The organism is Enterococcus sp. AZ191 (genome assembly GCF_051713845.1).
In the GTDB taxonomy this organism is placed as follows: domain Bacteria; phylum Bacillota; class Bacilli; order Lactobacillales; family Enterococcaceae; genus Enterococcus_B; species Enterococcus_B durans.
In genome coordinates, this window is the sequence record NZ_JBIOQS010000001.1 from 2677595 (window position 1) to 2702946 (window position 25352).

Sequence of the window (25352 nt, forward strand, 5' to 3'; positions counted from 1 at the left end):
GAGCAGCATACTATTTGTCATGTCTATTAATAGCCCTTCATATAGTTGAGTATCTCTATTTACATTTATCCTTTAATGGACACTCATCTGATGATTTTTCAAGGAGCTGATTTAATAGTCAGCTCCTTTTTTATTTTATATTTTTTAGGAGGATTTCATGATTATTACAACGATTACAGATGCGATTGGTTCAACGCCCATTTTTAAATTCACTGAAAAAGATTATCCCATGCCTAAAGGTTCAGTGATCTATGTCAAACTAGAAAATTTAAATCCTGGAGGAAGTATCAAAGATCGTTTAGGAAAGTATCTAATTACGACTGGCGTAAAAACAGGAAAAATCACAAAAAATACGACCATTATCGAACCCACTGCCGGCAACACCGGTATTGGTCTCGCAATTGCCGCATTGAGCTACCAGTTAAAAACGATTTTTGTCGTTCCAGAAAAATTCAGTCTTGAGAAACAGCAAATAATGAAAGCATTAGGCGCTACCATCATTCATACACCAAGTGAGTTAGGCATTCTAGGTGCGATTGAAAAAAGTAAAGAGTTAGCACAAGCGATACCTGACAGTTATCTCCCATTACAATTTGAAAATCCTGATAATCCTGCTGCGTATTATCATACGCTAGGTCCAGAACTCCTTCAGGAATTAGGAAATCAACTCACTAGTTTTGTTGCTGGTATCGGTAGTGGCGGAACTTTTGCAGGAACAGCCAGCTATTTGAAGGAACAGATTCCTGCCATCCAATTAATTGGCGTTGAACCAGAAGGCTCCATTTTAAACGGTGGAAAACCACACACTCATGCAATTGAAGGAATCGGAGTAGAATTCACCCCACCTTTTCTTGCAACACTTCCGATTACTCGTTTTGAAACGATTTCTGATAAAGAAGGTTTCGACTATACCAGACAACTAGCCGAAAAAAAGGTTTGCTGGTTGGTAGTTCCAGTGGCGCTGCTTTTGCCGCTGCTTTACATGAGGTCCAACGTTTACCAGAGAAAAGTACGGTTGTAACGATTTTTCCAGATACAGCTGATCGTTATCTATCTAAGGGAATCTATGAATAGATTCTTGTTTTTAATCGACATGTTAGACAATAAAAGAATCATCTACTTTAGGAGGAATTAATCATGCACATTCAAACAAAATTGATCCACGGTGGAATTAGTGAAGATCCAACTACTGGAGCAGTCAGTGTTCCCATCTATCAAACCTCGACTTACCGTCAAAACGGTGTGGGCAAACCCAAACACTATGAGTATTCTCGTTCAGGTAATCCAACTCGGTTTGCTTTAGAAGAACTGATTGCTGATTTAGAAGGCGAAGTAAAAGGCTTCGCTTTTGCTTCCGGTTTAGCTGGTATCCATGCCGTATTTTCCCTTTTTCAAGCTGGTGATCATCTCTTGTTAGGGGATGATGTCTATGGTGGAACATTCCGCTTGTTTGACAAAATCCTCACCAAAAATGGCTTAGAGTATACGATCATCGATACCAGTGATTTAACTCAAATCGAAAATTCTATCCAACCAAATACTAAAGCTTTATACCTAGAGTCACCAAGTAATCCATTGTTAAAAATCACTGACCTTGAAAAAAGTGCTGAGATTGCCAAAAAAAATCATTTACTTACAATCGTTGATAATACCTTTGCCACACCTTATTTTCAGAAACCTCTTGATTTAGGTGCAGATATTGTTTTACACAGCGGTACAAAATATTTAGGTGGGCATAGTGATGTCGTTGCTGGTCTTGTCACTACCAATAATGAAGAATTAGCTGACTCCATCGCTTTTTATCAAAATGCAATAGGTGGTGTGTTAGGCCCACAAGATAGTTGGCTACTGCAACGGGGAATCAAAACATTAGGTGTACGTATGGAAGAACATCAAAAAAATGCCTTTCGTGTAGCTGAATTTTTAGCAAACCACCCTAAAGTAGAAAAAGTCTATTATCCTGGTTTAGCTACTCATCCAAATCACACACTCGCACAAGCACAAATGAGTGGATTTAGTGGGATGGTTTCCTTTACGTTAAAACAAGATGAAGAAGCAATTCCCTTCGTAGAAGCATTACAATTATTTATCGTAGGTGAAAGCTTGGGGGGCGTTGAAAGTCTCGTCGAAATTCCTTCTGTTATGACCCATGCGTCTGTTCCCAAAGAAAAACGGGAAGCAGCAGGAATCAAAGATGGCTTGATCCGATTGTCAGTAGGTATCGAATATGGAGAAGATCTTTTAGATGATTTGACCCAAGCAATCGAACACTTAATAAAAAGATAAAAATCATTTCAGATTACTACACCTTAAAAGAAATAAGTGTTAGAATCTATATGAATAGCAGCTTGATTATGGAATGTTCACTATTTTCTTCCATAAACAGCTAGTATGAACAATAGTTAGGGGTAATCACACATGAGAATGAACGTTGAAAGTTTTAATCTTGATCACACAAAAGTAAAAGCACCTTATATCCGAGTTGCTGACCGTAAAACGGGAGAACATGGGGATGTTATCATTAAATATGATGTCCGTTTTAAACAACCAAACAAAGAACACATGGACATGCCAAGTCTACATTCTTTAGAACATTTAACAGCAGAATTGATTCGTAACCATGCGGACTATATTGTTGACTGGTCTCCAATGGGATGCCAAACAGGTTTTTATCTAACTGTTTTAAACCATGAAAGTTATGATGATATTTTAGATATCTTAGAAAAAACAATGAAAGACGTACTAGAAGCAACGGAAGTACCAGCAAGCAATGAAACTCAATGTGGCTGGGCTGCTAGTCATACATTAGAAGGTGCGCAAGCATTAGCACGTGAATTCTTAGCAAAACGTGACGAATGGTCTGAAGTAGAAGCTTAAACACCCTGTTTTAGACAAAAATGGGTCTGGATAATTCACTATATTCAAACACTTGATTGAATAAACGGACTAGCTATTTAATCAAAATAAGCGTATGATTTGAGCACAATCAATTTATGTATTCTAGTAGATTATGTAAGACTATTTTGCTTTGAAAAAGCCGGACGATCTGAAGATACTTTTCAATATTTTCGAGATTGTCTGGCTTTTTTTAATCATTTCATGAAGCAAGAAATCATAATATTTTGGAAATACCTTAGGAGGAATTACTGATGAGCATTTATGACTTTACCGCCACACTAGAAAATGGCACAAGCTATTCATTAGATAAATACAAAGGTCAACCGATGATCATTGTCAATACAGCTACGAAATGCGGATTAGCACCACAGTTCAAACAATTAGAAGAACTTTACGAACAATATCAATCTAAAGGTTTGATCATTTTGGGATTTCCATCGAATCAATTCAAACAAGAAGTTGACGATGCAAGTGATGCCGCTGAAGCTTGTCGCACCACATACGGAGTTACCTTCCCGATGCACCAACTGACTGAAGTCAATGGGTCGCATACCGATCCACTTTTTGCTTATCTAAAAGAACACGCGTCTGGCACATTAACAAATGCAATCAAATGGAATTTCACTAAATTTTTAGTAGATAAAAATGGTGATGTCGTTGAACGTTTCTCTCCACAAACTTCTCCCACAAAAATGGTCGATGCGATTGAAGCAGTTTTATAGAAAAACAAAAAAGCAGATGAACTTTGTTCATCTGCTTTTACCATTTGCGTGGCGACGTCCTACTCTCACAAGGGGCAACCCCTCACTACAATCGGCGCTAAGAAGCTTAACTTCTGTGTTCGGCATGGTTACAGGTGTATCCTTCTCGCTATCGCCACCACACTGTGGTGTTATCTTTTATTGAGTTTGCATTTTGCTCACTCAAAACTGGATTTGAAGTTTAAGTAATGTCCGAGTTCTTTTCTTTTAACCATTTGGTTAAGTCCTCGATCGATTAGTATCAGTCCGCTCCAACCATCACTGGCCTTCCACTCCTGACCTATCTACCTGATCATCTCTCAGGGATCTTACTTTCTTAAAGAAATGGGAAATCTCATCTTGAGGTGGGCTTCACACTTAGATGCTTTCAGCGTTTATCCCTTCCCTACATAGCTACCCAGCAATGCCCTTGGCAGAACAACTGGTACACCAGCGGTAAGTCCATCCCGGTCCTCTCGTACTAAGGACAGCTCCTCTCAAATTTCCAACGCCCGCGACGGATAGGGACCGAACTGTCTCACGACGTTCTGAACCCAGCTCGCGTGCCGCTTTAATGGGCGAACAGCCCAACCCTTGGGACCGACTACAGCCCCAGGATGCGACGAGCCGACATCGAGGTGCCAAACCTCCCCGTCGATGTGGACTCTTGGGGGAGATAAGCCTGTTATCCCCAGGGTAGCTTTTATCCGTTGAGCGATGGCCCTTCCATGCGGAACCACCGGATCACTAAGCCCGACTTTCGTCCCTGCTCGACTTGTTGGTCTCGCAGTCAAGCTCCCTTCTGCCTTTACACTCTTCGAATGATTTCCAACCATTCTGAGGGAACCTTTGGGCGCCTCCGTTACCTTTTAGGAGGCGACCGCCCCAGTCAAACTGCCCATCTGACACTGTCTCCCACCACGATCAGTGGTGCGGGTTAGAGTGGCCATAACGCAGGGGTAGTATCCCACCAGCGCCTCCATCGAAACTAGCGTTCCGATTTCTACGGCTCCTACCTATCCTGTACATGCGGTACAGACACTCAATATCAAACTACAGTAAAGCTCCATGGGGTCTTTCCGTCCTGTCGCGGGTAACCTGCATCTTCACAGGTACTAAAATTTCACCGAGTCTCTCGTTGAGACAGTGCCCAAATCGTTACGCCTTTCGTGCGGGTCGGAACTTACCCGACAAGGAATTTCGCTACCTTAGGACCGTTATAGTTACGGCCGCCGTTTACTGGGGCTTCAATTCGTACCTTCGCTTACGCTAAGCACTCCTCTTAACCTTCCAGCACCGGGCAGGCGTCAGCCCCTATACTTCATCTTACGATTTTGCAGAGACCTGTGTTTTTGATAAACAGTCGCTTGGGCCTATTCACTGCGGCTGATCGAAGATCAGCACCCCTTCTCCCGAAGTTACGGGGTCATTTTGCCGAGTTCCTTAACGAGAGTTCTCTCGCTCACCTTAGGATTCTCTCCTCGACTACCTGTGTCGGTTTGCGGTACGGGTCATTGTTTTCTCACTAGAAGCTTTTCTTGGCAGTGTGACATCAGGAACTTCGGTACTATTATTTCCCTCCCCATCACAGCTTATCCGTGTAGACAGAAGCATTTGACTCCTATCAAGACTTACTGCTTGGACAGACATTTCCGATCGTCTGCATTCCTTAGCCTCCTGCGTCCCTCCATTGCTCAAACAAAAACAACGAGTACAGGAATATCAACCTGTTGTCCATCGCCTACGCCTGTCGGCCTCGGCTTAGGTCCCGACTAACCCTGGGCGGACGAGCCTTCCCCAGGAAACCTTAGTCATTCGGTGGACAGGATTCTCACCTGTCTTTCGCTACTCATACCGGCATTCTCACTTCTAAGCGCTCCAGCAGTCCTCACGATCTGCCTTCAACGCCCTTAGAACGCTCTCCTACCAATACACCTCATGGTGTACTCCACAGCTTCGGTAATATGTTTAGCCCCGGTACATTTTCGGCGCAGGGTCACTCGACTAGTGAGCTATTACGCACTCTTTAAATGATGGCTGCTTCTAAGCCAACATCCTAGTTGTCTGTGCAACCCCACATCCTTTTCCACTTAACATATATTTTGGGACCTTAGCTGGTGGTCTGGGCTGTTTCCCTTTCGACTATGGATCTTATCACTCACAGTCTGACTCCCGGATATGAATGAATGGCATTCGGAGTTTATCTGAATTCGGTAACCCGAGATGGGCCCCTAGTCCAAACAGTGCTCTACCTCCATCATTCTCAAATCCGAGGCTAGCCCTAAAGCTATTTCGGAGAGAACCAGCTATCTCCAAGTTCGTTTGGAATTTCTCCGCTACCCACACCTCATCCCCGCACTTTTCAACGTACGTGGGTTCGGTCCTCCAGTGCGTTTTACCGCACCTTCAACCTGGACATGGGTAGATCACATGGTTTCGGGTCTACGACTACATACTCAAACGCCCTATTCAGACTCGCTTTCGCTGCGGCTCCGTCTCTTCGACTTAACCTCGCATGCAATCGTAACTCGCCGGTTCATTCTACAAAAGGCACGCCATCACCCATTAACGGGCTTTGACTTGTTGTAGGCACACGGTTTCAGGTTCTATTTCACTCCCCTTCCGGGGTGCTTTTCACCTTTCCCTCACGGTACTGGTTCACTATCGGTCACTAGGGAGTATTTAGCCTTGGGAGATGGTCCTCCCGGATTCCGACGGAATTCCTCGTGTTCCGCCGTACTCAGGATCCTCCTAGGTGCCTTCCAAATTTCATCTACGGGGTTTTTACCCTCTTTGACTGACTTTTCCAAGTCATTCGATTATCTGAAAGAACTACCATATCGGAGTCCTACAACCCCAATGAGCAAGCTCATTGGTTTGGGCTTTTCCCGTTTCGCTCGCCGCTACTCAGGGAATCGAATTTTCTTTCTCTTCCTGCAGGTACTTAGATGTTTCAGTTCTCTGCGTCTACCTCGAATGCGCTATGTATTCACGCAAACGTAACATCCTATAAAAGATGTTGGGTTTCCCCATTCGGAAATCTCTGGATCATAGCTTACGTACAGCTCCCCAAAGCATATCGGTGTTAGTCCCGTCCTTCATCGGCTCCTAGTGCCAAGGCATCCACCGTGCGCCCTTATTCACTTAACCTTATCAACCTTGCGGTTGGGTTTTGATCTTTCTTCTAGCGATAGAAGTCCGATCAAGAAAATAAGCAATTGAACTTATTAAAAAACTCTATCCAGCTAAACAAATGTTTAGCCTTCAAATTCAACGCGGTGTTCTCGGTTTGTATTACTTAATTTACTTCAAATATCCAGTTTTCAATGAACAAAGTATTCTCTTGAGAGTATCCTCTAATGTCGAAGTCATAACCTGACTCTTCAATTATTGAGTAAACCTCTCAAAACTGAACAAAGTATAAAACAACCAGTGTAGTCTCCGTAATATTCCTTAGAAAGGAGGTGATCCAGCCGCACCTTCCGATACGGCTACCTTGTTACGACTTCACCCCAATCATCTATCCCACCTTAGGCGGCTGGCTCCAAAAGGTTACCTCACCGACTTCGGGTGTTACAAACTCTCGTGGTGTGACGGGCGGTGTGTACAAGGCCCGGGAACGTATTCACCGCGGCGTGCTGATCCGCGATTACTAGCGATTCCGGCTTCATGTAGGCGAGTTGCAGCCTACAATCCGAACTGAGAGAAGCTTTAAGAGATTAGCTTAGCCTCGCGACTTCGCGACTCGTTGTACTTCCCATTGTAGCACGTGTGTAGCCCAGGTCATAAGGGGCATGATGATTTGACGTCATCCCCACCTTCCTCCGGTTTGTCACCGGCAGTCTTGCTAGAGTGCCCAACTGAATGATGGCAACTAACAATAAGGGTTGCGCTCGTTGCGGGACTTAACCCAACATCTCACGACACGAGCTGACGACAACCATGCACCACCTGTCACTTTGCCCCCGAAGGGGAAGCTCTATCTCTAGAGTGGTCAAAGGATGTCAAGACCTGGTAAGGTTCTTCGCGTTGCTTCGAATTAAACCACATGCTCCACCGCTTGTGCGGGCCCCCGTCAATTCCTTTGAGTTTCAACCTTGCGGTCGTACTCCCCAGGCGGAGTGCTTAATGCGTTAGCTGCAGCACTGAAGGGCGGAAACCCTCCAACACTTAGCACTCATCGTTTACGGCGTGGACTACCAGGGTATCTAATCCTGTTTGCTCCCCACGCTTTCGAGCCTCAGCGTCAGTTACAGACCAGAGAGCCGCCTTCGCCACTGGTGTTCCTCCATATATCTACGCATTTCACCGCTACACATGGAATTCCACTCTCCTCTTCTGCACTCAAGTCTCCCAGTTTCCAATGACCCTCCCCGGTTGAGCCGGGGGCTTTCACATCAGACTTAAGAAACCGCCTGCGCTCGCTTTACGCCCAATAAATCCGGACAACGCTTGCCACCTACGTATTACCGCGGCTGCTGGCACGTAGTTAGCCGTGGCTTTCTGGTTAGATACCGTCAAGGGATGAACAGTTACTCTCATCCTTGTTCTTCTCTAACAACAGAGTTTTACGATCCGAAAACCTTCTTCACTCACGCGGCGTTGCTCGGTCAGACTTTCGTCCATTGCCGAAGATTCCCTACTGCTGCCTCCCGTAGGAGTTTGGGCCGTGTCTCAGTCCCAATGTGGCCGATCACCCTCTCAGGTCGGCTATGCATCGTGGCCTTGGTGAGCCGTTACCTCACCAACTAGCTAATGCACCGCGGGTCCATCCATCAGCGACACCCGAAAGCGCCTTTCAAATCAAAACCATGCGGTTTCGATTGTTATACGGTATTAGCACCTGTTTCCAAGTGTTATCCCCTTCTGATGGGCAGGTTACCCACGTGTTACTCACCCGTTCGCCACTCTTCTTTTTCCGGTGGAGCAAGCTCCGGTGGAAAAAGAAGCGTACGACTTGCATGTATTAGGCACGCCGCCAGCGTTCGTCCTGAGCCAGGATCAAACTCTCATAATAAAAGTTAGAACAATCTTGCGATTGTTAAGCTCAATTTGTTTGCTAGCATATTGCTTGCTTGTTAAAAATGTTTGTTGTCTTGAATCAATCAAGACGCCCTACACATTTGGTTTGTCTTACTTTGTTCAGTTTTCAAAGGTCTACTTGAATTGCCGTAGCAACTTTTACATCATATCAGAGTGACAAGTGAATGTCAACTGTTTTTTAAAAGTTATTTTCGATTTCGTTTTTAGAAATCTTTCAGCAACTCGTATATCGTAACTCATTTTTTGTTATTTGTCAAGAACTTTTTTGAAGTTCTTCTTGATTAGATCAAGCTTTTCAATAGGTTCTTTTCAAACGACTTAGTTATCTTATCACGTGCTTTTATGTTTGTCAATGAATTTTTCTAAATAAATTTCATTGAAGTTTTCACGTTTCAGCAACGTTGTTTACTTTACCATAAAAAAAATAAAAGGTCAAGTTAAAAATAAATTTTAGCTAGACCTTATTTTTTTCTTCTTATTCTTTTAATCTCTACCTTTGTATTCATCGGAAAAAAAGATTCGACACGCACTGGATTATTTGACCGAAGCAGCGACCACATTTATTGTTGCCCATCGACTTTCTACCATCAAAGAAGCAGATCGCATCATTGTGATCGAGAAAGGAAAAATCATCGAAACTGGGACCTACGAAGAATTAATGACTAACAAGGGGTATTTTTATCAGATGCAACATGAATAACGAAAAGTACTTATTTTCGTTTCCGTATTCCTTTGTAGATAGCAAACGGCACAATGATGACACAAAATAAGACAATGATGTCTGTCAGGTATTTTTCACTGAACACAGAAGAAAGCACTTGGGCAGTCGTCAAAGAATAAAATGCTGGTAGTAAGATAATCGTGAAAAGATACGAACCGATGATTTCCCAAAAATCTTTCCAAGAAAATTTTTTATTTTTCATTCTGATACACCACCTTACTTTAAATCGTCAACTGAATCTTTAAACGAGAACCATCAGGAAAACTATCTCTAGTATAGCAGATACACCTTGATAGTTAAGAAACAAACCTGTCTTTCCAACTACTTTCAGCATAAACAAAAAAATCTCTGCACACAACGATCGGTTGTTATCGTCTATACAGAGTTTTTTTGTTTTATCTTGAATCGGAATCAACAGAACGGACAAGAAAAGCTCTTTGTCTAATCTGCAATTCTTTGACTGCTATCCCATGAAGGATCACAGTTTTTCTGGAGACTCCACTATCTGAACGTTGCGGTATTTTTCTTAGATCAATCCTCTTTTTTGGTGGCTCAGACGTTTGGTGAGAAGTGCTTGAATGCCGTTGCGTATTTGATCGACCCATCGGGTATTCTGACTGTTCATACTGCTGGTTCTGATTTGCTTGCTTCATTTGATGATGAGTTTGCCAAGCTGTTTTACAGGATTTAAAGTAGTTCACATGTTGTTCTACTCGTTCGTTGAGTTTAGTATATTTATTTTTTCGTATGTATTTCATCAGAAAGTTCTTCTTGTTTTGGCGCCTTCCAGAAACTTCTTTATTTAAACTAGCTAACCAATTAATACTGCTTTCATAGTTGGTAAAGCTATCCACAGTCTGCTTCTGTGCATACTGACATGCGGCATCTTGTACCGTATTTTCCAGTTTCATCAGATACGTCAAGAGTGTTTTAGTCTTAGATTTTGCGCATAGTTCCGTCATTCGTTTGAAATTAAAGCATAGCGTATTCTCAATACCTAAAAAATATTTTTCCTGCTCCATCGCTAGTTCCCCTTAATATTTCTGTATTTTAGTTACTATCTAAGTAACCATAGCAAAATATGTTGGAGAATGGTGGCAATCGCAGAACTATTTTTTCTTCAAACGAAAAAAATAATCTTCCCTCAGAATTGCTCATTGAAGCAGTCAAAACAATAAACAGATTTTCTCTACTTCTCTCATTTTATCCCTCATGTTTCGACCATCTTAAAATCTGGAAAAGCCGTTTTTCACGCTAAATTCATTCAAAAAAAGCGTGGGACAAATCTAAAAATCAGTTTTGCCACAGATTCTAGAATAAACGGCGGCCAAAAGTCAGTTTTTTCGGAAATTTCGAAAAAAACGAACAATACGCTTTTTGTATTGCTCGTTTTTCTCTCCAATTTCTCAAACCTAAACGACTTTTGTATCGACCTATTTTTCCATTCTTTACTTCAGTCCATACTATTCAAGATTTCTATTCACTATATAAATCTCTGACTGGTGTCATGATGATTCGGTTTAAATCATTGATGATCGTGCTGAATCCTTGTTCTTTTTGCATCAAATCATTGATGACTTCTTCTGCTTGGATTTTCATTGCCATCTCTTGGGCTTTGGCTGCATCTTCATCACTGAATTCTTGACCGCTCATTTGTTTTTCTTGCAATTCGATTTGCATTGCTTGGAAATCTTTAAATAACTGATGCGCTTCTTCATTGGCTTTTACTTTTGCATAAGCTTCTTCCAAAGCCTTGAATTCTGGTAATTCGCGGATTTCACGTTCAATTTGATTTGCGCTATCATAAATATTTGACATAATTAGCCTCTTTTCTTTTTTTAGTCCCTTTTATTGTAACATTTGTTTATCCGTTTTCATAGAGTCTACTCTCCTTGGTATTTACGCCAAAGATCCTTGGCTGCTTCTCCGACTCCTTTGACACCATCTTTCACTAGATCGCCAAATTTTTTCAGGCCATCTTTTGCCTGCTCGCCATACTGATTCAGGTTATCTTGCCACTGACTCGTTTCTCCGTCAGATTGCGTGTTATTGTTCACTTGATCGGCAGCAACGACTTGTCCGCCTGTGGCATATGCATCCGCCACACTAAAACTACTTTTATCTGTGTAAGGAAGGATTCCTTCTGCTGCTGACTTGAAGACTCTCCCGACAACATTCCCACTGGTACCTTCTAAATAGTGGATCTCACTCGATTCTTCGTATCCCATCCAAGTAGAAATCACTACATCAGGGGTATATCCTACGATCCATTGGTCGTTGGCTTTGGTAGAATCAAAGTTGGTTTCAGTAGTTCCTGTCTTTCCGGCCACTGTATAACCGGCCGGATTTGCCGCAACAGCTGTTCCATTTGAAAATGTACCCAAAAGCATACTTGTCATTTGATCAGCCGTTTCTTCAGAAATCACTTGTTTTGGCTTTTTGCTCGTATTGTCGACGATCACTGCACCAGTAGAATCAACGATTTTAGTGATTAAATGTGGTGTATACATTTTTCCTTTATTGGCAAAAGCACTATAAGCACCTGCCATCGTCAATGGTGATACCCCTTTTTCCAGACCACCTAATGCCAGACCATAGTATTTGTCTGATTTTGATAAAGGTAACCCAAATTCTTCTGCTTTGTCGTATCCTTTTTGCAAGCCAATCTCATGAAGCAACCAAACAGCTGGCAAGTTCAAACTATTGGCGACTGCTTGATACATTGGAACACTACCTTGATACGTTCCATCAAAGTTATGCGCATCGTAATACGATTGTGGTTCATCTCTCAACACACTTGACGGTGTATAACCTGCTTCTAATGCAGGCGCATAGACACTCAGTGGTTTGATCGTTGAGCCTGGTGATCGTTTCATTTGCGTGGCAAAATTGAAACCACGAAAGACATGTTCCCCACGTCGTCCAACTAGTGCTTCAACGCCGCCATTTTGTGGATCTAAAGCAACGGAGGCGGATTGAACCATTGCGCCATCTGCAGCATTGGCTGGGAATATGTCATTATTTTGATATGTTGCTTCTAATTGTTTTTGATAGTCTTGATCCAATGCGGTATAGATTTTATAGCCTTTATTCATCACATCCGCTTCATCTAAACCATACTCTTTTACCGCTTCATCAATGACCGCATCAAAATAATAAGGGTAGCGATAACCCGATTCAGAATTATCATATGTGTCGTTGAGGTATTGACTGATATCGGTTTGACTTTCTGCTTGATATTGTTCTTTTGTCAGCTTCCCATTTTCTTCCATTACACTTAATACGGTATTTTTTCGATTGTTTGCATTTTCCGGATGATCAATCGGATTATAGATTCCGGGACCTTTTAGCATTCCCGCTAAGGTTGCTGCCTCAGAGATCGTTACCTGGCTTGCATCAACGCCAAAGTATTTTCGTGAAGCGTCCTGTACTCCCCACACTCCATTACCGAAATAGGCGTTGTTCAAATACATCGTCAAAATTTCTTCTTTGCTATACTTCTTCTCGATTTCAATTGCTAAGAAAAGTTCCTTTGCTTTCCGATCAAAGGTTTGGTCAAGTGTCAAGTACGCATTTTTTGCAAGTTGCTGTGTGATCGTGCTTCCGCCACCACCGGATGTTCCTCCGGATAAAACCATTCTCACCGCTGCTCTGGCAATCCCTTTGATATCAAATCCATGGTGCTGGTAAAAATTTCGGTCTTCTGTTGAAATCACCGCATCTTGTATATGAGGGGAAATCGCTTGTAATTCGACATACGTTCCTTTTTGTGCATAAAGTGTTCCTGCTTCTTCATTCTTTTTATCATAAATAACTGTTGACTGGCTTAAGCCAGATTTCAGTGTCTCAACATTTGACTGTTTTGCTAAAATAAAAAGATAGATACTGGTGATCAATACAACAATGAGCCCGAGTAATAAAATGACTTTATTGATGTGGTATTTTTTCCAAATCCGTTTTCGCCATCGATGAAACTGTCCGAGATAAGGTCTGATCCATTGCCAAAAACTGATCAAAGCAGCTTTTATTTTCCTTAAAATGCTTTGAAAATCCATAGTTACTTCTCCTATCTTTTTGATTCAATCGCCTTATTTTAACACAAGTTATTTTGTGTTACTTCCTGCTTAAGATGTATAAAATCGACTTTTTGCAATCGTGCCGTTAGTTTAGCATACCAAATGTCAGAAATCGTTCATTTTTTTCTTAAATATATTTTAAAAATGATACAATGAAACTGCATTTGACTAAAAGGAGTAAATTTATGGAAATCACGATTACCTTACCTAGTACCCATCCTACAACAACCGTTCGAGAATTGTTAGAGCAAGAATGGCTTGTTCCAAGAAAAGTCCGCCATTTCTTACGAACACGGCGGAATGTTTGGATCAATCAAGAACCAGCCTTGTTTCATTTTGAAGTTCACGGGGGCGATCATATCACCTTACGTTTCGAGGAAACAGACTACCACCATCAACAAATCCAGCTAGGAGCGGCACAACATATCCATCCATTATATGAAGATGACCATTTGATCATCCTCAACAAACCCGCTGGAATGAAAACTCATCCCAATGAACCCACCGAAAATGATACCTTGCTCAATCATCTGGCTGCCTATCTAGCAGATAAAGGACAACAGCCATATGTCGTTCATCGCTTGGATAAAGAAACAAGTGGCGCTATTTTATTTGCCAAAAACCCTTTTGTTTTGCCCATTTTAGGAAGAATGTTAGAACAAAAGAAAATCTACCGGTGCTATCAAGCAATTGTTTGGGGAACGATCAATCATGACTTGGTTCTTCAAGACAAAATCGGACGTGATCGTCATGATCGAAGAAAACGAGTCGTCGATAACAGAAATGGCCAAACCGCACTGACACGTGTGACAGTCAACCAAGTAAGTCATGGGCAAACCCAAGTCTATTGTGTATTAGAAACTGGTCGTACTCATCAGATCAGAGTACATCTGGCAAACTATGGTCATCCGATCGTTGGTGATCCGCTTTATCAAGAGCGTCCTGATAAACGTCTAATGCTTCATGCTTTAGAACTGCATATGACCCACCCATTCACTCAAGAAAAAATCATAGGAACAGCACCCCCTGGTCTATGGTAAAAAAACGAGTCTGGGACAAATCTAAAAATCAGTTTTGCCACAGACCCGCGAATAAACGGCGGCCAAAAGTCAGTTTCTTCGGAAATACCAAAAAAACGAGCAATACAAAAAACGTATTGTTCGTTTTTTCTCAAATTTCTCAAACCTAAACGACTTTTATTTCGACCTCGGTTTCATTTTTTAGAGGACAGAAATCCCCTGATTATTTTGTTTGAGCTAACTCATGCTCTGCTAATAACAAACTACCGATGATGCCACTCTCATTAGGCAGTCCCCAACGAACGATATATTCACTGACTGGTGGTGTTTCCATATAACCACCCATCAGTTCAACAAATTGTTGACGGATTTTGTGAAGCAAGTGGTCCTGATTCATGACACCTCCACCTAAAATGATCTTTTCAGGAGCCAAGGTTAGTGTATAGTTGACTAAAGCTTGCGCAATATAAAAAGCTTGCATATCCCAGACTGGATGATCTTGAGGAAGGTCTTGGCCTTTGATCCCCGTGCGTGCTTCAATGGAAGGTCCAGCGGCTAATCCCTCTAAACAATCTTTATGGTAAGGACAGGTCCCTTCATACGTATCGTCTGGATGTCTCTTGACCCAAATGTGCCCCATTTCTGGATGTGCGATCCCTGAAAAGATGTTTCCATCTATCACTACGCCTGCCCCAATTCCAGTTCCAACAGTCAAATAAATACAACTTTTTTTGCCAATAGCCGCGCCTTTCAATAATTCACCGTAAGCTGCAGCATTCACATCTGTCGTCCATGCAACTGGAATATCATAATGGTCTTTGATACTCCCAAAAAAATTGTAATTCGTCCAACCTTTTTTTGGTGTGGCTAAAACATAGCCATAGCTATCTGTATTCTTGTCAATACCGATAAGACCAAAAGAACCAATGCCCATCGCTTTTAACTCATATTGATCGAAAAAATCAAAGACTTGCTTCAATGTTTCTTCCGGCGCTGTTGTAGGAATACTGATTTTTTCTACGATAACGCCTTCATCAGACACCGCACAAACAAATTTTGTTCCACCTGCTTCTATCCCACCATACATTTGCTATTCCTCCTTAAATCCGATTGTCCGAATTTCATAAGGCTTAAGATTTGGATCAACCGTTTCTTCCCATGTTTCTTCAAGTAGATTCAACAAGTGTCCAGATTGACCATTTTTTTCTATCTGTAGTTTTTCTAAATGACTAGACATATTGAATCCTCTTACTACTACTTTATCACTAAATTTGCTCCGTTTCAAAGCTGTAATTGCAAACGTTTCACCTGTACAAGATAAATATTGATTTTTTTGTGGAAGTGTTCCTTTTTGTTTTGCTAATTGTTTTGTTGAGAAAGGAATCTGTGCAGTATAGGCATGCTGATAGCTAACGAATTTTTCTGCCGTTGGCTGTACTTCGATACTATAGTTAAATTGGTGTTCCCCTAAACATTGTGCCTCAGGAGTTGGGAAATATCCCCAGTCACCTAATTCACCTACACAACGTAATAATGTCAAAGCAATCACACCGTCATCGACAATCTCATATTCATTCAGTCCATAGTTTCCAATTGTTACACCGTACGTTTGATCCTCTAAGTGAGTAAATGCATGCTGGTGTTGTGGATTCGTAGGATTTTCCCAATCTTTTGCGACAGTATTAGGACGCGTGACTACTTCAAAGATACTATCTGCCTCATGTTGTTCCACATGTAACTTTGTCGGGAATAAGACACGCAAACGGTGATCTTTCATTTGATTATCCACAGTTGTTTCAAAATCGATTTTCTTGCTATTTTTTCTTAAAGTAATCAGTGTAGTCAGCTCTAATACCGCTGTTTCTGTGGAACGCCCTGCTTTTCTATGCCGAAATTCGATGACCATTTCTTGTTCTTTTTCCAGACGCTCATCTGCCGCAACTGGAATCACCATCTCTTGCGTCAATCGGATTTGTGCGAGTTCTTTTGTATCGGTCACGATTTCAATTGTACTATTGCTTATTTCTTTAGATAAAATCGCTTGGTCATTCTCAGGTTGTTTGAAAATATATTCATTCCCGACATCTCCGACATCTTCAAAAACTAATAAGTCGTCTAATACAACCCCAGTGACTTTGTCTGTCAAAGTGAGTGTCCCATTTGACTGGATCTCTAACTGAACTTGGTCATTTTTCAGCACTCGTCCAGCATCTTCGATCAGCGTACCTGCTTGATCTTCGGCCGCCCCTTCAACTAAAACAAATGTTTCCCAAGAAAAAGCAGGCATTTCAGTTATAGGTAAACGAATTGTGATCGTTCGTGCCATATATGGTACTCTAAACCGATCTTTTGGTAAGTCATAACCAAACGCGACTTTCTCTTCTGAGATCAATGCGGATAATTTTTCCCCGTCGACTGTTTCGATATGATACACTTTCTTTGGTCGTTGTTCCAATTCCGCATAAAGTGCTTCTGGTATTCCTTCTGCAAACCGTTTTCTTTCTAATTCGATGCTGACTTCTGCTTCACCTGTTTTAGGCGATCCAGCAGTATTGAACACAACAAATGGATAACTAGCTTCTGGTAATCCACTCGTATCGATTACTTCGCCTAGTTGTCTTAGTGCTTCATCTGCCAGATACTTCCCTACTTCATTGGCTTTTTCAAATCGTGTGATCATTTCTCGATGCACAGAATCGACGGAACAACCGCAGATGCTGTCATGAGGATGATTTTGCATCAGTGTCTTCCAAGCATAGTCTAGTTGATCATGCGGATACTCTCCTGTTACCTCATATGCCATCGTCGCCAACGGTTCTGTAATATTTTCAAGTTGTCGTTGGACTTTTGTGTTCCACTGTTTCAAGTATACTCGTGCTGAAGCTGTGTTTGCTAAAGTGTACCATCCGTCCGTTTCTTGACTCGTCAACTCACCTTCAACAGCCCCCAGATCTTTTGGTAGATCTTTTTGGACTGCCTCAAGATAATCCACAAAGCTAGAATGGACGAACTCATAATCAGGATATAGTTCATTTGCTAAACGGATTGCTTTTGATATATCTTTCTGAACTGGTTGATGGTCGACCCCATTCATCAACAAAAGATGGTCTGTCGAAGCATACTGTTCTGCATCTGCCAGTTTTTGCTTCCAAAAAACTTTTGCTGCTTCTTTTTCTGATGGTATTTCATTGCCATTACTATACCAGTTCGCAAAAAGCAACCCAAAAATCTCTGTTTGATCAGGTCCTTTCCACCACATCTCAGAATACTGCGAAGAGTAATTTTCCGCTTCTAATACTTGATTATCAAATCCAATCGGCTTAACACCTCGCCCAAATGCGGCTGCCTCTAATCCAGCTTGTTTCATCATCTGCGGTGTTTGCCCCATATTGCCAAAGGTATCTGGGAAATAACCAAGCATGACAGGTGTTCCCCATTTTTGACTTTCCTCCATACCAATCAGCATATTGCGCACATTTGATTCTGAGCTGATCAAAAAGTCATCTTGTAAAATATAGAACGGACCGATCCGTAATTTTCCTGCCGCGATTGCTTGCTGAACCAACTCTCTCTTTTCAGGTCGAACTTGCAGATAATCATCCAGAATAATCGTCTGCCCATCAAGATGGAAACTATTGAATTCTGGATCTTTTTCGAATAATTCCAGAAGATCATCCATTAATTCAACCAATCGCATGTGATGTTGTTCGTACACCATGTACCACTCTCGATCCCAATGACTATGAGAAATGATATATACTTTCTTTTTCATTTGCTTCCTCCTATTTCGCTACTCGAATATCAAAATAATCCATGACTAATTCACAAAACATCATATTTGCCCAAGAGAACCATTCTCTCGTGTAATTTTTTGGGTTGTTCACATCAAAGCCTTCGTGCATCAAGTGTGTCCCCGCATCTGTCGCTACTAACAAATCTAAAATCCGTTCTTTTTCTGCTTTATCCTTAGTCGTCATCCCTTCCATCGCCAAAGCAATTGGCCAGATATAGTTTTCAGGTGTATGGGAAGAACCTATTCCCTTCGCATATTCTCCTTCGTAAAAATATGGATTCTCTTTACTCAATAGAGTCGCTCTGGTTGCAAGGTACTGTGGATCATCCATCGAACCATAGCCTAGATATGGTGCAGAGATCAGATTAGGTACATTGCTATCATCCATGATCGATGTATTTCCTAAACCATCCACTTCGTAAGCGTAGATTTTTTCCCCATTTTTATTTAGTGTATAGGCAAAATCAGCAATGCCTTGTTGGATATCTGTCTTTAATTTTCTCGCTTCTTTTACCAATGCTTCTTCTGAAAGAATCTTTGTAAAGATATCTTCTATATATCCTAAGACCACAACAGCAAACATATTGGAAGGAACTAGATAGCCGTATTGGCATGCATCATCACTAGGACGGAACCCTGACCAAGTCATGCCAGTCGGCGCAACTTTGGTACCGCGCCCATCATTTACTAAAGTATCCTCTTTGCGTGTCGTGTCACGCACAAATGTATAAGGCGATTTTTCATGGTCCTGCTCTGTTTTGAAGACGCCTAATATTTTTTTGATACCTTCTACAAAAGAGACGTCGAATTGATCTGTGCGTCCTGTATTTTTATATAATAGGTAGGCCAATTGCACAGGATAGCATAAGGAATCGATTTCATATTTTCGTTCCCAGATCCAGTCATTCATCTCTGTATGATCGTTTTGGTGGCCCGCCCCATTCGCCTCTTCGTTGAATGCGTTCGCATAAGGATCGATATTGATGTAATTGAACTGTTTCTTAACTAACCCACTGATCATGTCGGCTAAATCTTCATCTTCTTTTGCCAGTACAAGATACGGACGTACCTGTGCAGTAGAATCACGTAGCCACATCGCAGGAATATCGCCAGTTAATAAGAAAGTCGTTCCATCCTCATGACGTTTTACAGTCGTTAACAGTGTATTCGCAAATGCCGCAGAAAAGTTTTCCGCCCAATCCGCATGTTTATCTCCGCATTTCTCTGTTATTTCTTCCATAAATTGTTTAACTGAATTTGGTATATCTTTATAAGCCATTATTTTCCCTCTTTCTGGTTTGGTATATCACAAACGAATTATACCTCTCTGCCAGAAAAATGTCTACGCTTTCAAAATGAGATTTTTCTTATTTACTTTTCCCTTTTTTATGCTATCATTTATCTATGATATATCATATAAGAAGGTGTTTTTTATGAATCAACCGTTATACCAAAAAATATTCAATGATCTAAAAGCTGCTATTGCTGACGGTTCGTTGCCAGTCGATAGCCAAGTCCCTACAGAAAAAGAATTATCAGCAAAATATCAAGTAAGTCGAATCACTTCGAAACGAGCCCTTACAGAATTAGAGCAATTAGGATTGATCTATCGGGTACGTGGAAAAGGAAGCTTTGTTAAGGCCACAACTAGTGTGGAACAGCATGCAGTGCTTCCTAAAAATAGTCGTATTTTATTCCTATTACCTTTTTTGTCAGATCTTTCCGTAGGTGACTTTACCAAAGGATTGAATCCTGTCATGCAAGAACAGCAGTTGGAAGTCATGATGACTACCCTAGATTTTCTCACGAATAAAACAGCACATGAACTTATGCAGGAATTTGATGGTTTGATCTATTATGCTTTTGATACAGATCATCACCTCGATTTGCTCTTTGAACTTTCATTGAAGCAATTTCCAGTGGTCATTTTAGATAAGAAAATCTATGAATTACCTTTTCCTACTGTTCTTTCAGACAATTTCCAAGGCGGTTCTCTAGCTACGGAACACTTAATAAAAGAAGGACATCAAAAAATTGCGTATCTTTTTGGCGAACAGACTCATCCACAATCTGTACGCCAACGTTATTTGGGTTACTTAGAGGCATTGAATAAAGCAAGATTGCCTTTTCATACCCCATTAGATGATAAAAGTGCTACGATCGATACCTTGATGAACTATGTCAATGACCATAAAGTGACAGCTTTTGTCTGCGAAAACGATCTTGTCGCCATTCAAACGATGAACTACTTGAAGCAACATGGTTATGACATTCCTAATGACTTTTCAGTTATCGGCTTTGATGATATCCAGGCTGCTGCTCTGGTCGATCCTCCATTGACCACCGTAGCTCAGGATTTTCATAAATTAGGGGAAATTGCAGGAAGATCGCTCATTGAATGGCTACAGACAAAAGAGATACCCGCTGATAGTAGTTATCCAGTTTCATTTATCAAACGACACTCAACAAAGGAGATGTAATATGGACATCCAACAAATCGATACCCGTCACGGTACCGCGAATCAACCAAATTTCTCCAACGGGAATTGCCAGCCCTACACTGGCGTTCCTTTTGGAATGAACTATTTTGCACCACAAACAACAGATCAAAAAGGCAGTTGGTGGTTCCATCCAGAAGATCGTGTGTTTCAAGGCTACCGTCTTACCCATCAGCCAAGTCCTTGGATGGGTGATTTCAGTCATTTTGTCATGACCCCTTTCACAGGGGAATTGCCAGAAAATACGTTATTCCATGCGCAAAGCTCTTATCGACCAGAAGAAAGTATCTTTGCACCAACACACGTATCTATTCGTCAATTGCGTGACGGAACACAATCGACCCTCATTCCAAGTATGTATGGTGGGATCTTAACGATTGATTACAGCGAAAAAGAAAGCGGTTTACTTCTGACTTTTCCTGGAAAATATTCTCTAAATGTGAAAGATAGTCATACCGTTTTCGGCCAGATCACGCATTTTGCCGGCTCAGAAGATCCTGATTTTACGTTTTATTTTGTTCTAAAATTCAATCAGCCGCTCTTAGCGAAAACTCGTGTAACAAATTCCGGTGAACAAACCGATTCCATTCCATTGTATTTTGGTGATATTAGGAATTTAGTTGCTCAACTGGGAACTTCTTTTATAAGTGAAGAACAAGCTCACTATAATTTGAACCAAGAGCTTCATCAAGAAGCTGCTGATTATTTGAAAAATAGCCGAACCCAGTGGCAAGACTACTTTGATCGCATAAAAATCGAACATCATGATCCAAAACAAACACGTACCTTTTATCATAATCTCTATCGGACTTTCTTATTCCCACAGACCTTCTATGAAATCGATGCTAATGGTCAAAAAATCCATTATGATACGACTAGCCGCACTGTAAAGCATGGTGCACTCTACACAAATAATGGCTTTTGGGATACGTATAAAACTGTTTATCCTCTTTATTCCTTGATTGCCGTGGAGAAATATGAAGAAATGCTCGAAGGTTTTTTAAATAGTTATAATGAAACCGGCTTCTTACCAAAGTGGCTCTCGCCTGATGAACGTGGTTTAATGCCAGGCACATTGATCGATGCAGTTATCGCAGATGCGGCGGTGAAAGGTATACGAGAAGATTTGATGGAAAAATTCTTAAAAGCGATGCATAAAGGTGCTACTGTTCAAAGTGCGAACCAAAACTATGGACGACAAGGAACAAAAGACTATCTTAAATATGGGTATGTACCAAGCACTTATCATGAGTCGATCAACCATACACTGGATTATGCCTACAGTGATTTTTGTATCAGCCAAGTAGCTAAAGTGCTAGGAAAAGAAAAAATCAACCAGCATTATCAGCAGCAGGCATTGAATTACCAAAATGTTTTCGATCAAAAAACAGGTTTTATGCGTGCCAAAGATGTAGACGGAACCTTCAGAGAACCTTTTTCTGCTATCCGTTGGGGCCAAGATTATGCAGAAGGCAGTGCTTGGCAAAGTAGCTTTGCTGTCTACCACGATTTCGCTGGCCTGATCAAATCCCATGGCGGAAAGCAAAAATTTGAAGAAAAATTGATCGAATTATGCAACCAAGCACCAAGCTTTGAAGTGGGGGGCTATGGTTTTGAGATCCATGAAATGAGTGAAATGGCCGCTATCGAATTTGGTCAGTTAGCTATCTCGAATCAGCCAAGTTTCCATTATCCTTATCTTTTTAGCTATATCGGAAAACCAGAAATGGCTCAACCTTTGCTCAAACAATTGTTGACACAGACTTTTGATGATACGCCGACCGGTTATCCAGGAGACGAAGACAATGGCAGCATGGCTGCTTGGTATATCTTCAATAGCTTAGGATTTTACCCTGTAACGCCAGGAACAGGCGAATACGTCATTGGAATGCCACTGTTAGATAAAGCAACCATTGCCTTATCCAACGGAAAGACGCTGACTATCGAAACGTCACCTAATCAGCCGCAGCATCAATTTATTCATGAAGTAAAAAGAAAAAATCTCCCTCACACAGATCTTTTCTTTACTCACGAAGACTTGTTAGAAGGCGGAACGATTTCTTACAGATTAGGTATTGTGCCAAACGCAGCCTACCACCACGAAAGTGCTCTACCTTATTCCTTGTCGGAGGAAATCGATTAAACATTTTCAAACGATAGCTTTTATTTTGCTATTCTCCCTATAAAATAAGCTTGGATGAACGATTGATTCACTATAGAAGAACTTTCTATAATCGAAAAAATCAACATCCAAGCTTATTATTAGCTGTGCTTAAACCAAATTTTCCCAAGAGGGTTTCCAAGAATGGCTCCAACAGATTTTCTGTCTTAAGTGAGGCAAAAAATCACTTTCTTTTCCACTTGATCCGAACAACCGACCTTTTTGTTTTCAGTAGCAGAACTCTTATTGATTGTTTTTGATCAGAGCCCCACGAGTTTATCGTCAGTGGATATTCTTGGAAATTTTTCTGACTTTTTCACAGACTAACCTAAAAATTTAAATACATCTTCTCTATCATAGAGTTTCAATACTTTTTCAAAGATGAATTGGGTCAGTAAAGCCGCAATCAAAGGCACAACTAGCCAACATACAATAGTAAGAACGAGACTCAATCCTGCATCTAAAGAAGCTAAAGGTCCGACTAAGCCAACGACACCAAATCCAGCAGATGACGGTGTTCCAGAAATAGAAAACAGTGCAACTGGAATAGCGGAAATCATCGCACTGACCAAACATGGAACTAGAATGATTGGTTTTCGAAACAGGTTAGGCATCATCATTTTCATCGCTCCGAGTGCAATGGCGATCGTTACTCCAGGTTTATTGACTCTCCACGAATTCACAACTAAAACGATTGTAGTAGCTGCAACACCCATAGCAGCTGCCCCAGCAGAAACGCCGTTTAATTGGATCGCCATACCGATTGCTACCGTAGAAATCGGTGAAATGATCAAAAAGGCGAAAGAACAACCAATCAAAATCGACATCAATAGAGGTTGTAGCGTGGTAAAATTATTGATCAATGTACCGATTGCTGAAGTAATAGCTGTCACATAAGGATACAAGTAATACCCGATCAAACCGGCTCCTACCCCAACAACAATTGGCGTCAATACAATTGCGACAGAGCCAAAACGTTCACCAATCAATAAGATCAAAAGAACCGCTATCGAGGCAGTAAGCATCGTGTTAATGATGTCTCCTGTTCCAGAACCTACATAAGTTCCTGTTTCCCCAAGATCAGGCGCAAATTTGACTACCCCTGAACCTACAAAAGCTGCTCCGGCAACTACCATCATTTTCATTGGATTAAACCCAAATTGTAATGCAATCAAACCGCCGATGATCAATGGCGTTGCTAACTGAAAAATAACTGCCATTTGTGCGATTGTCACTGCTATCGAATAATCACTAAAATATTTTAAAATGGCTCCTAATACTGCATTTGGGATCAAACCAATGATGATTCCTGTAGCGGTTCCTGCCAGTACCTTATTTAGAAAAATTTTTGGTGATAGATGTTTTGTCTCTTCCATATAATCTCGCTCCCTCATTTTACATTTAAACTATCTTCCTTTGCATGAACAAGTTCTGTTAAGAAATCGCAATACGGCGTAATTATGCCATATTTCCTACCTTTTCTAGAAATAGCACCGTTGATATAATCGATTTCAGTCAAGCGATGATTCTTGATCAAGTCCTGATACATGGAAGGATAATGCATTCCAATCGTTGCTGGGTCAAAGCATGATTCACAATGTGCAATCACCTCTGGGATATCTAAATGGATATTTTCAAATGCAGCAACTTTCGCAAATTCATTGACGATCGTTTCAACCATTTTATGTGCGGTCGTGGTTTTACCTAATCCAGCCATATTCACGTCTAAGATCGTACATAACCCATTCATCGTTCCATTCACACATGCTTTTCGATAAATAGAATAACGAATATTGTCAGAGAATTTAGCGTTTAAACCAGATTCCGATAATTTAAGCGCCAATTCTTTCGCTGCTGCTTCTTTCCCAGCACCTAAATTTTGTAATTCGACTGAACCGTCACCAAATAATTTTACTTGGCCTGGACCTTCTAAACCGGCTGTCCACATTGTATTCCCGATATAGATATTCTCCATTGGAACAAACTTCTCGATGATATCTTCGTGACCGATACCATTCAGCAAACACAATACTTCCGTATCTTCTTTGATCAACGATTGAATGTCTTTCAACATTTTTTCCAACTGCATCGCTTTCGTAAATAAAATGATCAAATCAACTTGGTCAGATTCACCTACTTCTGATTGCAAAAGGATCGGTAAATGGGCCACTACTTCTTTTCCGTTGTAGTTCGCTCTTAGTCCATGTTCTTGGATTTGTTGGACATGTTCTGCCCACCCATCGATCAACAAGACCTCATTTCCTCCTTGTTGCAACATTAAACCAAAGCGGCTGCCCATCGCGCCAGCACCTGCAATAGCAATTCTCATTTCTTATTCCTCCTTTTTTGAACATTATACCCGTGTGGGATTTGCTTCACAATCTCAACTAGTCATTTATCTAA

15 protein-coding genes, 3 rRNA genes and 2 pseudogenes are annotated in these 25352 nt (G+C 41.2%); 8 read left to right on the forward strand and 12 right to left on the reverse strand.

Annotation, left to right across the window (positions count from 1 at the left end; translation table 11 throughout):
• Positions 1–157 precede the first annotated feature (157 nt).
• The 4 genes and pseudogenes from IGI47_RS13000 (at position 158) to IGI47_RS13015 (ending at position 3620) form a co-directional block, all read left to right on the forward strand.
• Positions 158–1074 (forward strand): annotated as a pseudogene (locus IGI47_RS13000) (PLP-dependent cysteine synthase family protein).
• Positions 1075–1137: 63 nt separating this feature from the next.
• On the forward strand, positions 1138–2286 hold the full coding sequence (locus tag IGI47_RS13005; protein WP_438784408.1) for a cystathionine gamma-synthase: 1149 nt from the start codon (positions 1138–1140) through the stop codon (positions 2284–2286).
• Positions 2287–2418: 132 nt separating this feature from the next.
• Positions 2419–2877, forward strand: a complete 459-nt coding sequence (locus tag IGI47_RS13010) for an S-ribosylhomocysteine lyase (protein ID WP_104660926.1) — start codon at positions 2419–2421, stop codon at positions 2875–2877.
• Between the two features lie 272 nt (positions 2878–3149).
• Positions 3150–3620: a glutathione peroxidase gene (locus IGI47_RS13015; protein WP_438784409.1), complete on the forward strand. Its 471-nt coding sequence runs from the start codon at positions 3150–3152 to the stop codon at positions 3618–3620.
• A 46-nt stretch (positions 3621–3666) separates the two neighbouring features.
• On the opposite strand, the gene rrf is transcribed toward IGI47_RS13015, so the two are convergent.
• The 3 genes from rrf to IGI47_RS13030 all read right to left on the reverse strand — a co-directional run bounded on the left by rrf (position 3667) and on the right by IGI47_RS13030 (position 8655).
• Positions 3667–3782, reverse strand: a 5S ribosomal RNA gene (gene rrf, locus IGI47_RS13020).
• Between the two features lie 92 nt (positions 3783–3874).
• Positions 3875–6788 (reverse strand): 23S ribosomal RNA (locus IGI47_RS13025).
• A 307-nt stretch (positions 6789–7095) separates the two neighbouring features.
• Positions 7096–8655 (reverse strand): 16S ribosomal RNA (locus IGI47_RS13030).
• The 16S, 23S and 5S rRNA genes sit together here, the layout of an rRNA operon.
• Positions 8656–9186: 531 nt before the next feature.
• Here IGI47_RS13030 and IGI47_RS13035 point away from each other — a divergent pair.
• Positions 9187–9381, forward strand: a pseudogene (locus tag IGI47_RS13035) (ABC transporter ATP-binding protein); the annotation flags it as partial.
• Between the two features lie 10 nt (positions 9382–9391).
• Here IGI47_RS13035 and IGI47_RS13040 read toward each other — a convergent pair.
• From IGI47_RS13040 to IGI47_RS13055, 4 genes are all read right to left on the reverse strand, one after another.
• Positions 9392–9604, reverse strand: a complete 213-nt coding sequence (locus IGI47_RS13040; protein ID WP_142422731.1) for a hypothetical protein — start codon at positions 9602–9604, stop codon at positions 9392–9394.
• Between the two features lie 193 nt (positions 9605–9797).
• Complete coding sequence (locus tag IGI47_RS13045) at positions 9798–10424, reverse strand: hypothetical protein (RefSeq protein WP_438784410.1); 627 nt, start codon at positions 10422–10424, stop codon at positions 9798–9800.
• Positions 10425–10878: 454 nt separating this feature from the next.
• Entirely contained in the window at positions 10879–11220 is a 342-nt protein-coding gene (locus IGI47_RS13050) for a YlbF family regulator (protein ID WP_005876101.1), read from the reverse strand.
• A gap of 65 nt (positions 11221–11285) precedes the next feature.
• Positions 11286–13457 carry a PBP1A family penicillin-binding protein gene (locus IGI47_RS13055; protein ID WP_438784411.1) on the reverse strand — a complete coding sequence of 724 codons (2172 nt, stop codon included), beginning with the start codon at positions 13455–13457 and terminating at the stop codon, positions 11286–11288.
• Between the two features lie 206 nt (positions 13458–13663).
• Here IGI47_RS13055 and IGI47_RS13060 point away from each other — a divergent pair, with 206 nt between their 5' ends.
• Positions 13664–14518: a pseudouridine synthase gene (locus IGI47_RS13060; RefSeq protein ID WP_438784412.1), complete on the forward strand. Its 855-nt coding sequence runs from the start codon at positions 13664–13666 to the stop codon at positions 14516–14518.
• Between the two features lie 202 nt (positions 14519–14720).
• On the opposite strand, the gene IGI47_RS13065 is transcribed toward IGI47_RS13060, so the two are convergent.
• The 3 genes from IGI47_RS13065 to IGI47_RS13075 are packed head-to-tail and all read right to left on the reverse strand — an operon-like array spanning position 14721 to position 19569.
• Entirely contained in the window at positions 14721–15584 is an 864-nt protein-coding gene (locus IGI47_RS13065) for an ROK family protein (RefSeq protein WP_438784413.1), read from the reverse strand.
• Between the two features lie 3 nt (positions 15585–15587).
• On the reverse strand, positions 15588–18269 hold the full coding sequence (locus IGI47_RS13070; RefSeq protein ID WP_438784414.1) for an alpha-mannosidase: 2682 nt from the start codon (positions 18267–18269) through the stop codon (positions 15588–15590).
• Between the two features lie 10 nt (positions 18270–18279).
• Positions 18280–19569 (reverse strand): glycoside hydrolase family 125 protein, encoded by a 1290-nt coding sequence (locus IGI47_RS13075; protein ID WP_438784415.1) that lies wholly within the window; start codon positions 19567–19569, stop codon positions 18280–18282.
• A gap of 154 nt (positions 19570–19723) precedes the next feature.
• Between IGI47_RS13075 and IGI47_RS13080 the strand changes: the two genes are divergently transcribed.
• A complete protein-coding gene (locus tag IGI47_RS13080; protein WP_311930360.1) occupies positions 19724–20770 on the forward strand; it encodes a GntR family transcriptional regulator in 1047 nt (348 codons plus the stop codon).
• A gap of 1 nt (position 20771) precedes the next feature.
• Positions 20772–22931 carry a GH92 family glycosyl hydrolase gene (locus IGI47_RS13085; RefSeq protein ID WP_438784416.1) on the forward strand — a complete coding sequence of 720 codons (2160 nt, stop codon included), beginning with the start codon at positions 20772–20774 and terminating at the stop codon, positions 22929–22931.
• A gap of 341 nt (positions 22932–23272) precedes the next feature.
• Here the strand turns inward: IGI47_RS13085 and IGI47_RS13090 are convergent, their stop codons facing one another.
• Together IGI47_RS13090 and IGI47_RS13095 are read right to left on the reverse strand one after the other, a co-directional pair.
• Positions 23273–24325 (reverse strand): PTS transporter subunit IIC, encoded by a 1053-nt coding sequence (locus tag IGI47_RS13090; protein ID WP_438784417.1) that lies wholly within the window; start codon positions 24323–24325, stop codon positions 23273–23275.
• 14 nt (positions 24326–24339) lie between these two features.
• Positions 24340–25278 (reverse strand): 2-dehydropantoate 2-reductase, encoded by a 939-nt coding sequence (locus tag IGI47_RS13095; protein ID WP_438784418.1) that lies wholly within the window; start codon positions 25276–25278, stop codon positions 24340–24342.
• Positions 25279–25352 lie beyond the last annotated feature (74 nt).

Bases quoted from the DNA above. Each gene is read 5' to 3' on its own strand.
- IGI47_RS13005 (WP_438784408.1), top strand. From the start codon at position 1,138: ATGCACATTCAAACAAAATTGATCCACGGTGGAATTAGTGAAGATCCA.
- IGI47_RS13010 (WP_104660926.1), top strand. From the start codon at position 2,419: ATGAGAATGAACGTTGAAAGTTTTAATCTTGATCACACAAAAGTAAAA.
- IGI47_RS13015 (WP_438784409.1), top strand. From the start codon at position 3,150: ATGAGCATTTATGACTTTACCGCCACACTAGAAAATGGCACAAGCTAT.
- IGI47_RS13040 (WP_142422731.1), bottom strand. From the start codon at position 9,604: ATGAAAAATAAAAAATTTTCTTGGAAAGATTTTTGGGAAATCATCGGT.
- IGI47_RS13045 (WP_438784410.1), bottom strand. From the start codon at position 10,424: ATGGAGCAGGAAAAATATTTTTTAGGTATTGAGAATACGCTATGCTTT.
- IGI47_RS13050 (WP_005876101.1), bottom strand. From the start codon at position 11,220: ATGTCAAATATTTATGATAGCGCAAATCAAATTGAACGTGAAATCCGC.
- IGI47_RS13055 (WP_438784411.1), bottom strand. From the start codon at position 13,457: ATGGATTTTCAAAGCATTTTAAGGAAAATAAAAGCTGCTTTGATCAGT.
- IGI47_RS13060 (WP_438784412.1), top strand. From the start codon at position 13,664: ATGGAAATCACGATTACCTTACCTAGTACCCATCCTACAACAACCGTT.
- IGI47_RS13065 (WP_438784413.1), bottom strand. From the start codon at position 15,584: ATGTATGGTGGGATAGAAGCAGGTGGAACAAAATTTGTTTGTGCGGTG.
- IGI47_RS13070 (WP_438784414.1), bottom strand. From the start codon at position 18,269: ATGAAAAAGAAAGTATATATCATTTCTCATAGTCATTGGGATCGAGAG.
- IGI47_RS13075 (WP_438784415.1), bottom strand. From the start codon at position 19,569: ATGGCTTATAAAGATATACCAAATTCAGTTAAACAATTTATGGAAGAA.
- IGI47_RS13080 (WP_311930360.1), top strand. From the start codon at position 19,724: ATGAATCAACCGTTATACCAAAAAATATTCAATGATCTAAAAGCTGCT.
- IGI47_RS13085 (WP_438784416.1), top strand. From the start codon at position 20,772: ATGGACATCCAACAAATCGATACCCGTCACGGTACCGCGAATCAACCA.
- IGI47_RS13090 (WP_438784417.1), bottom strand. From the start codon at position 24,325: ATGGAAGAGACAAAACATCTATCACCAAAAATTTTTCTAAATAAGGTA.
- IGI47_RS13095 (WP_438784418.1), bottom strand. From the start codon at position 25,278: ATGAGAATTGCTATTGCAGGTGCTGGCGCGATGGGCAGCCGCTTTGGT.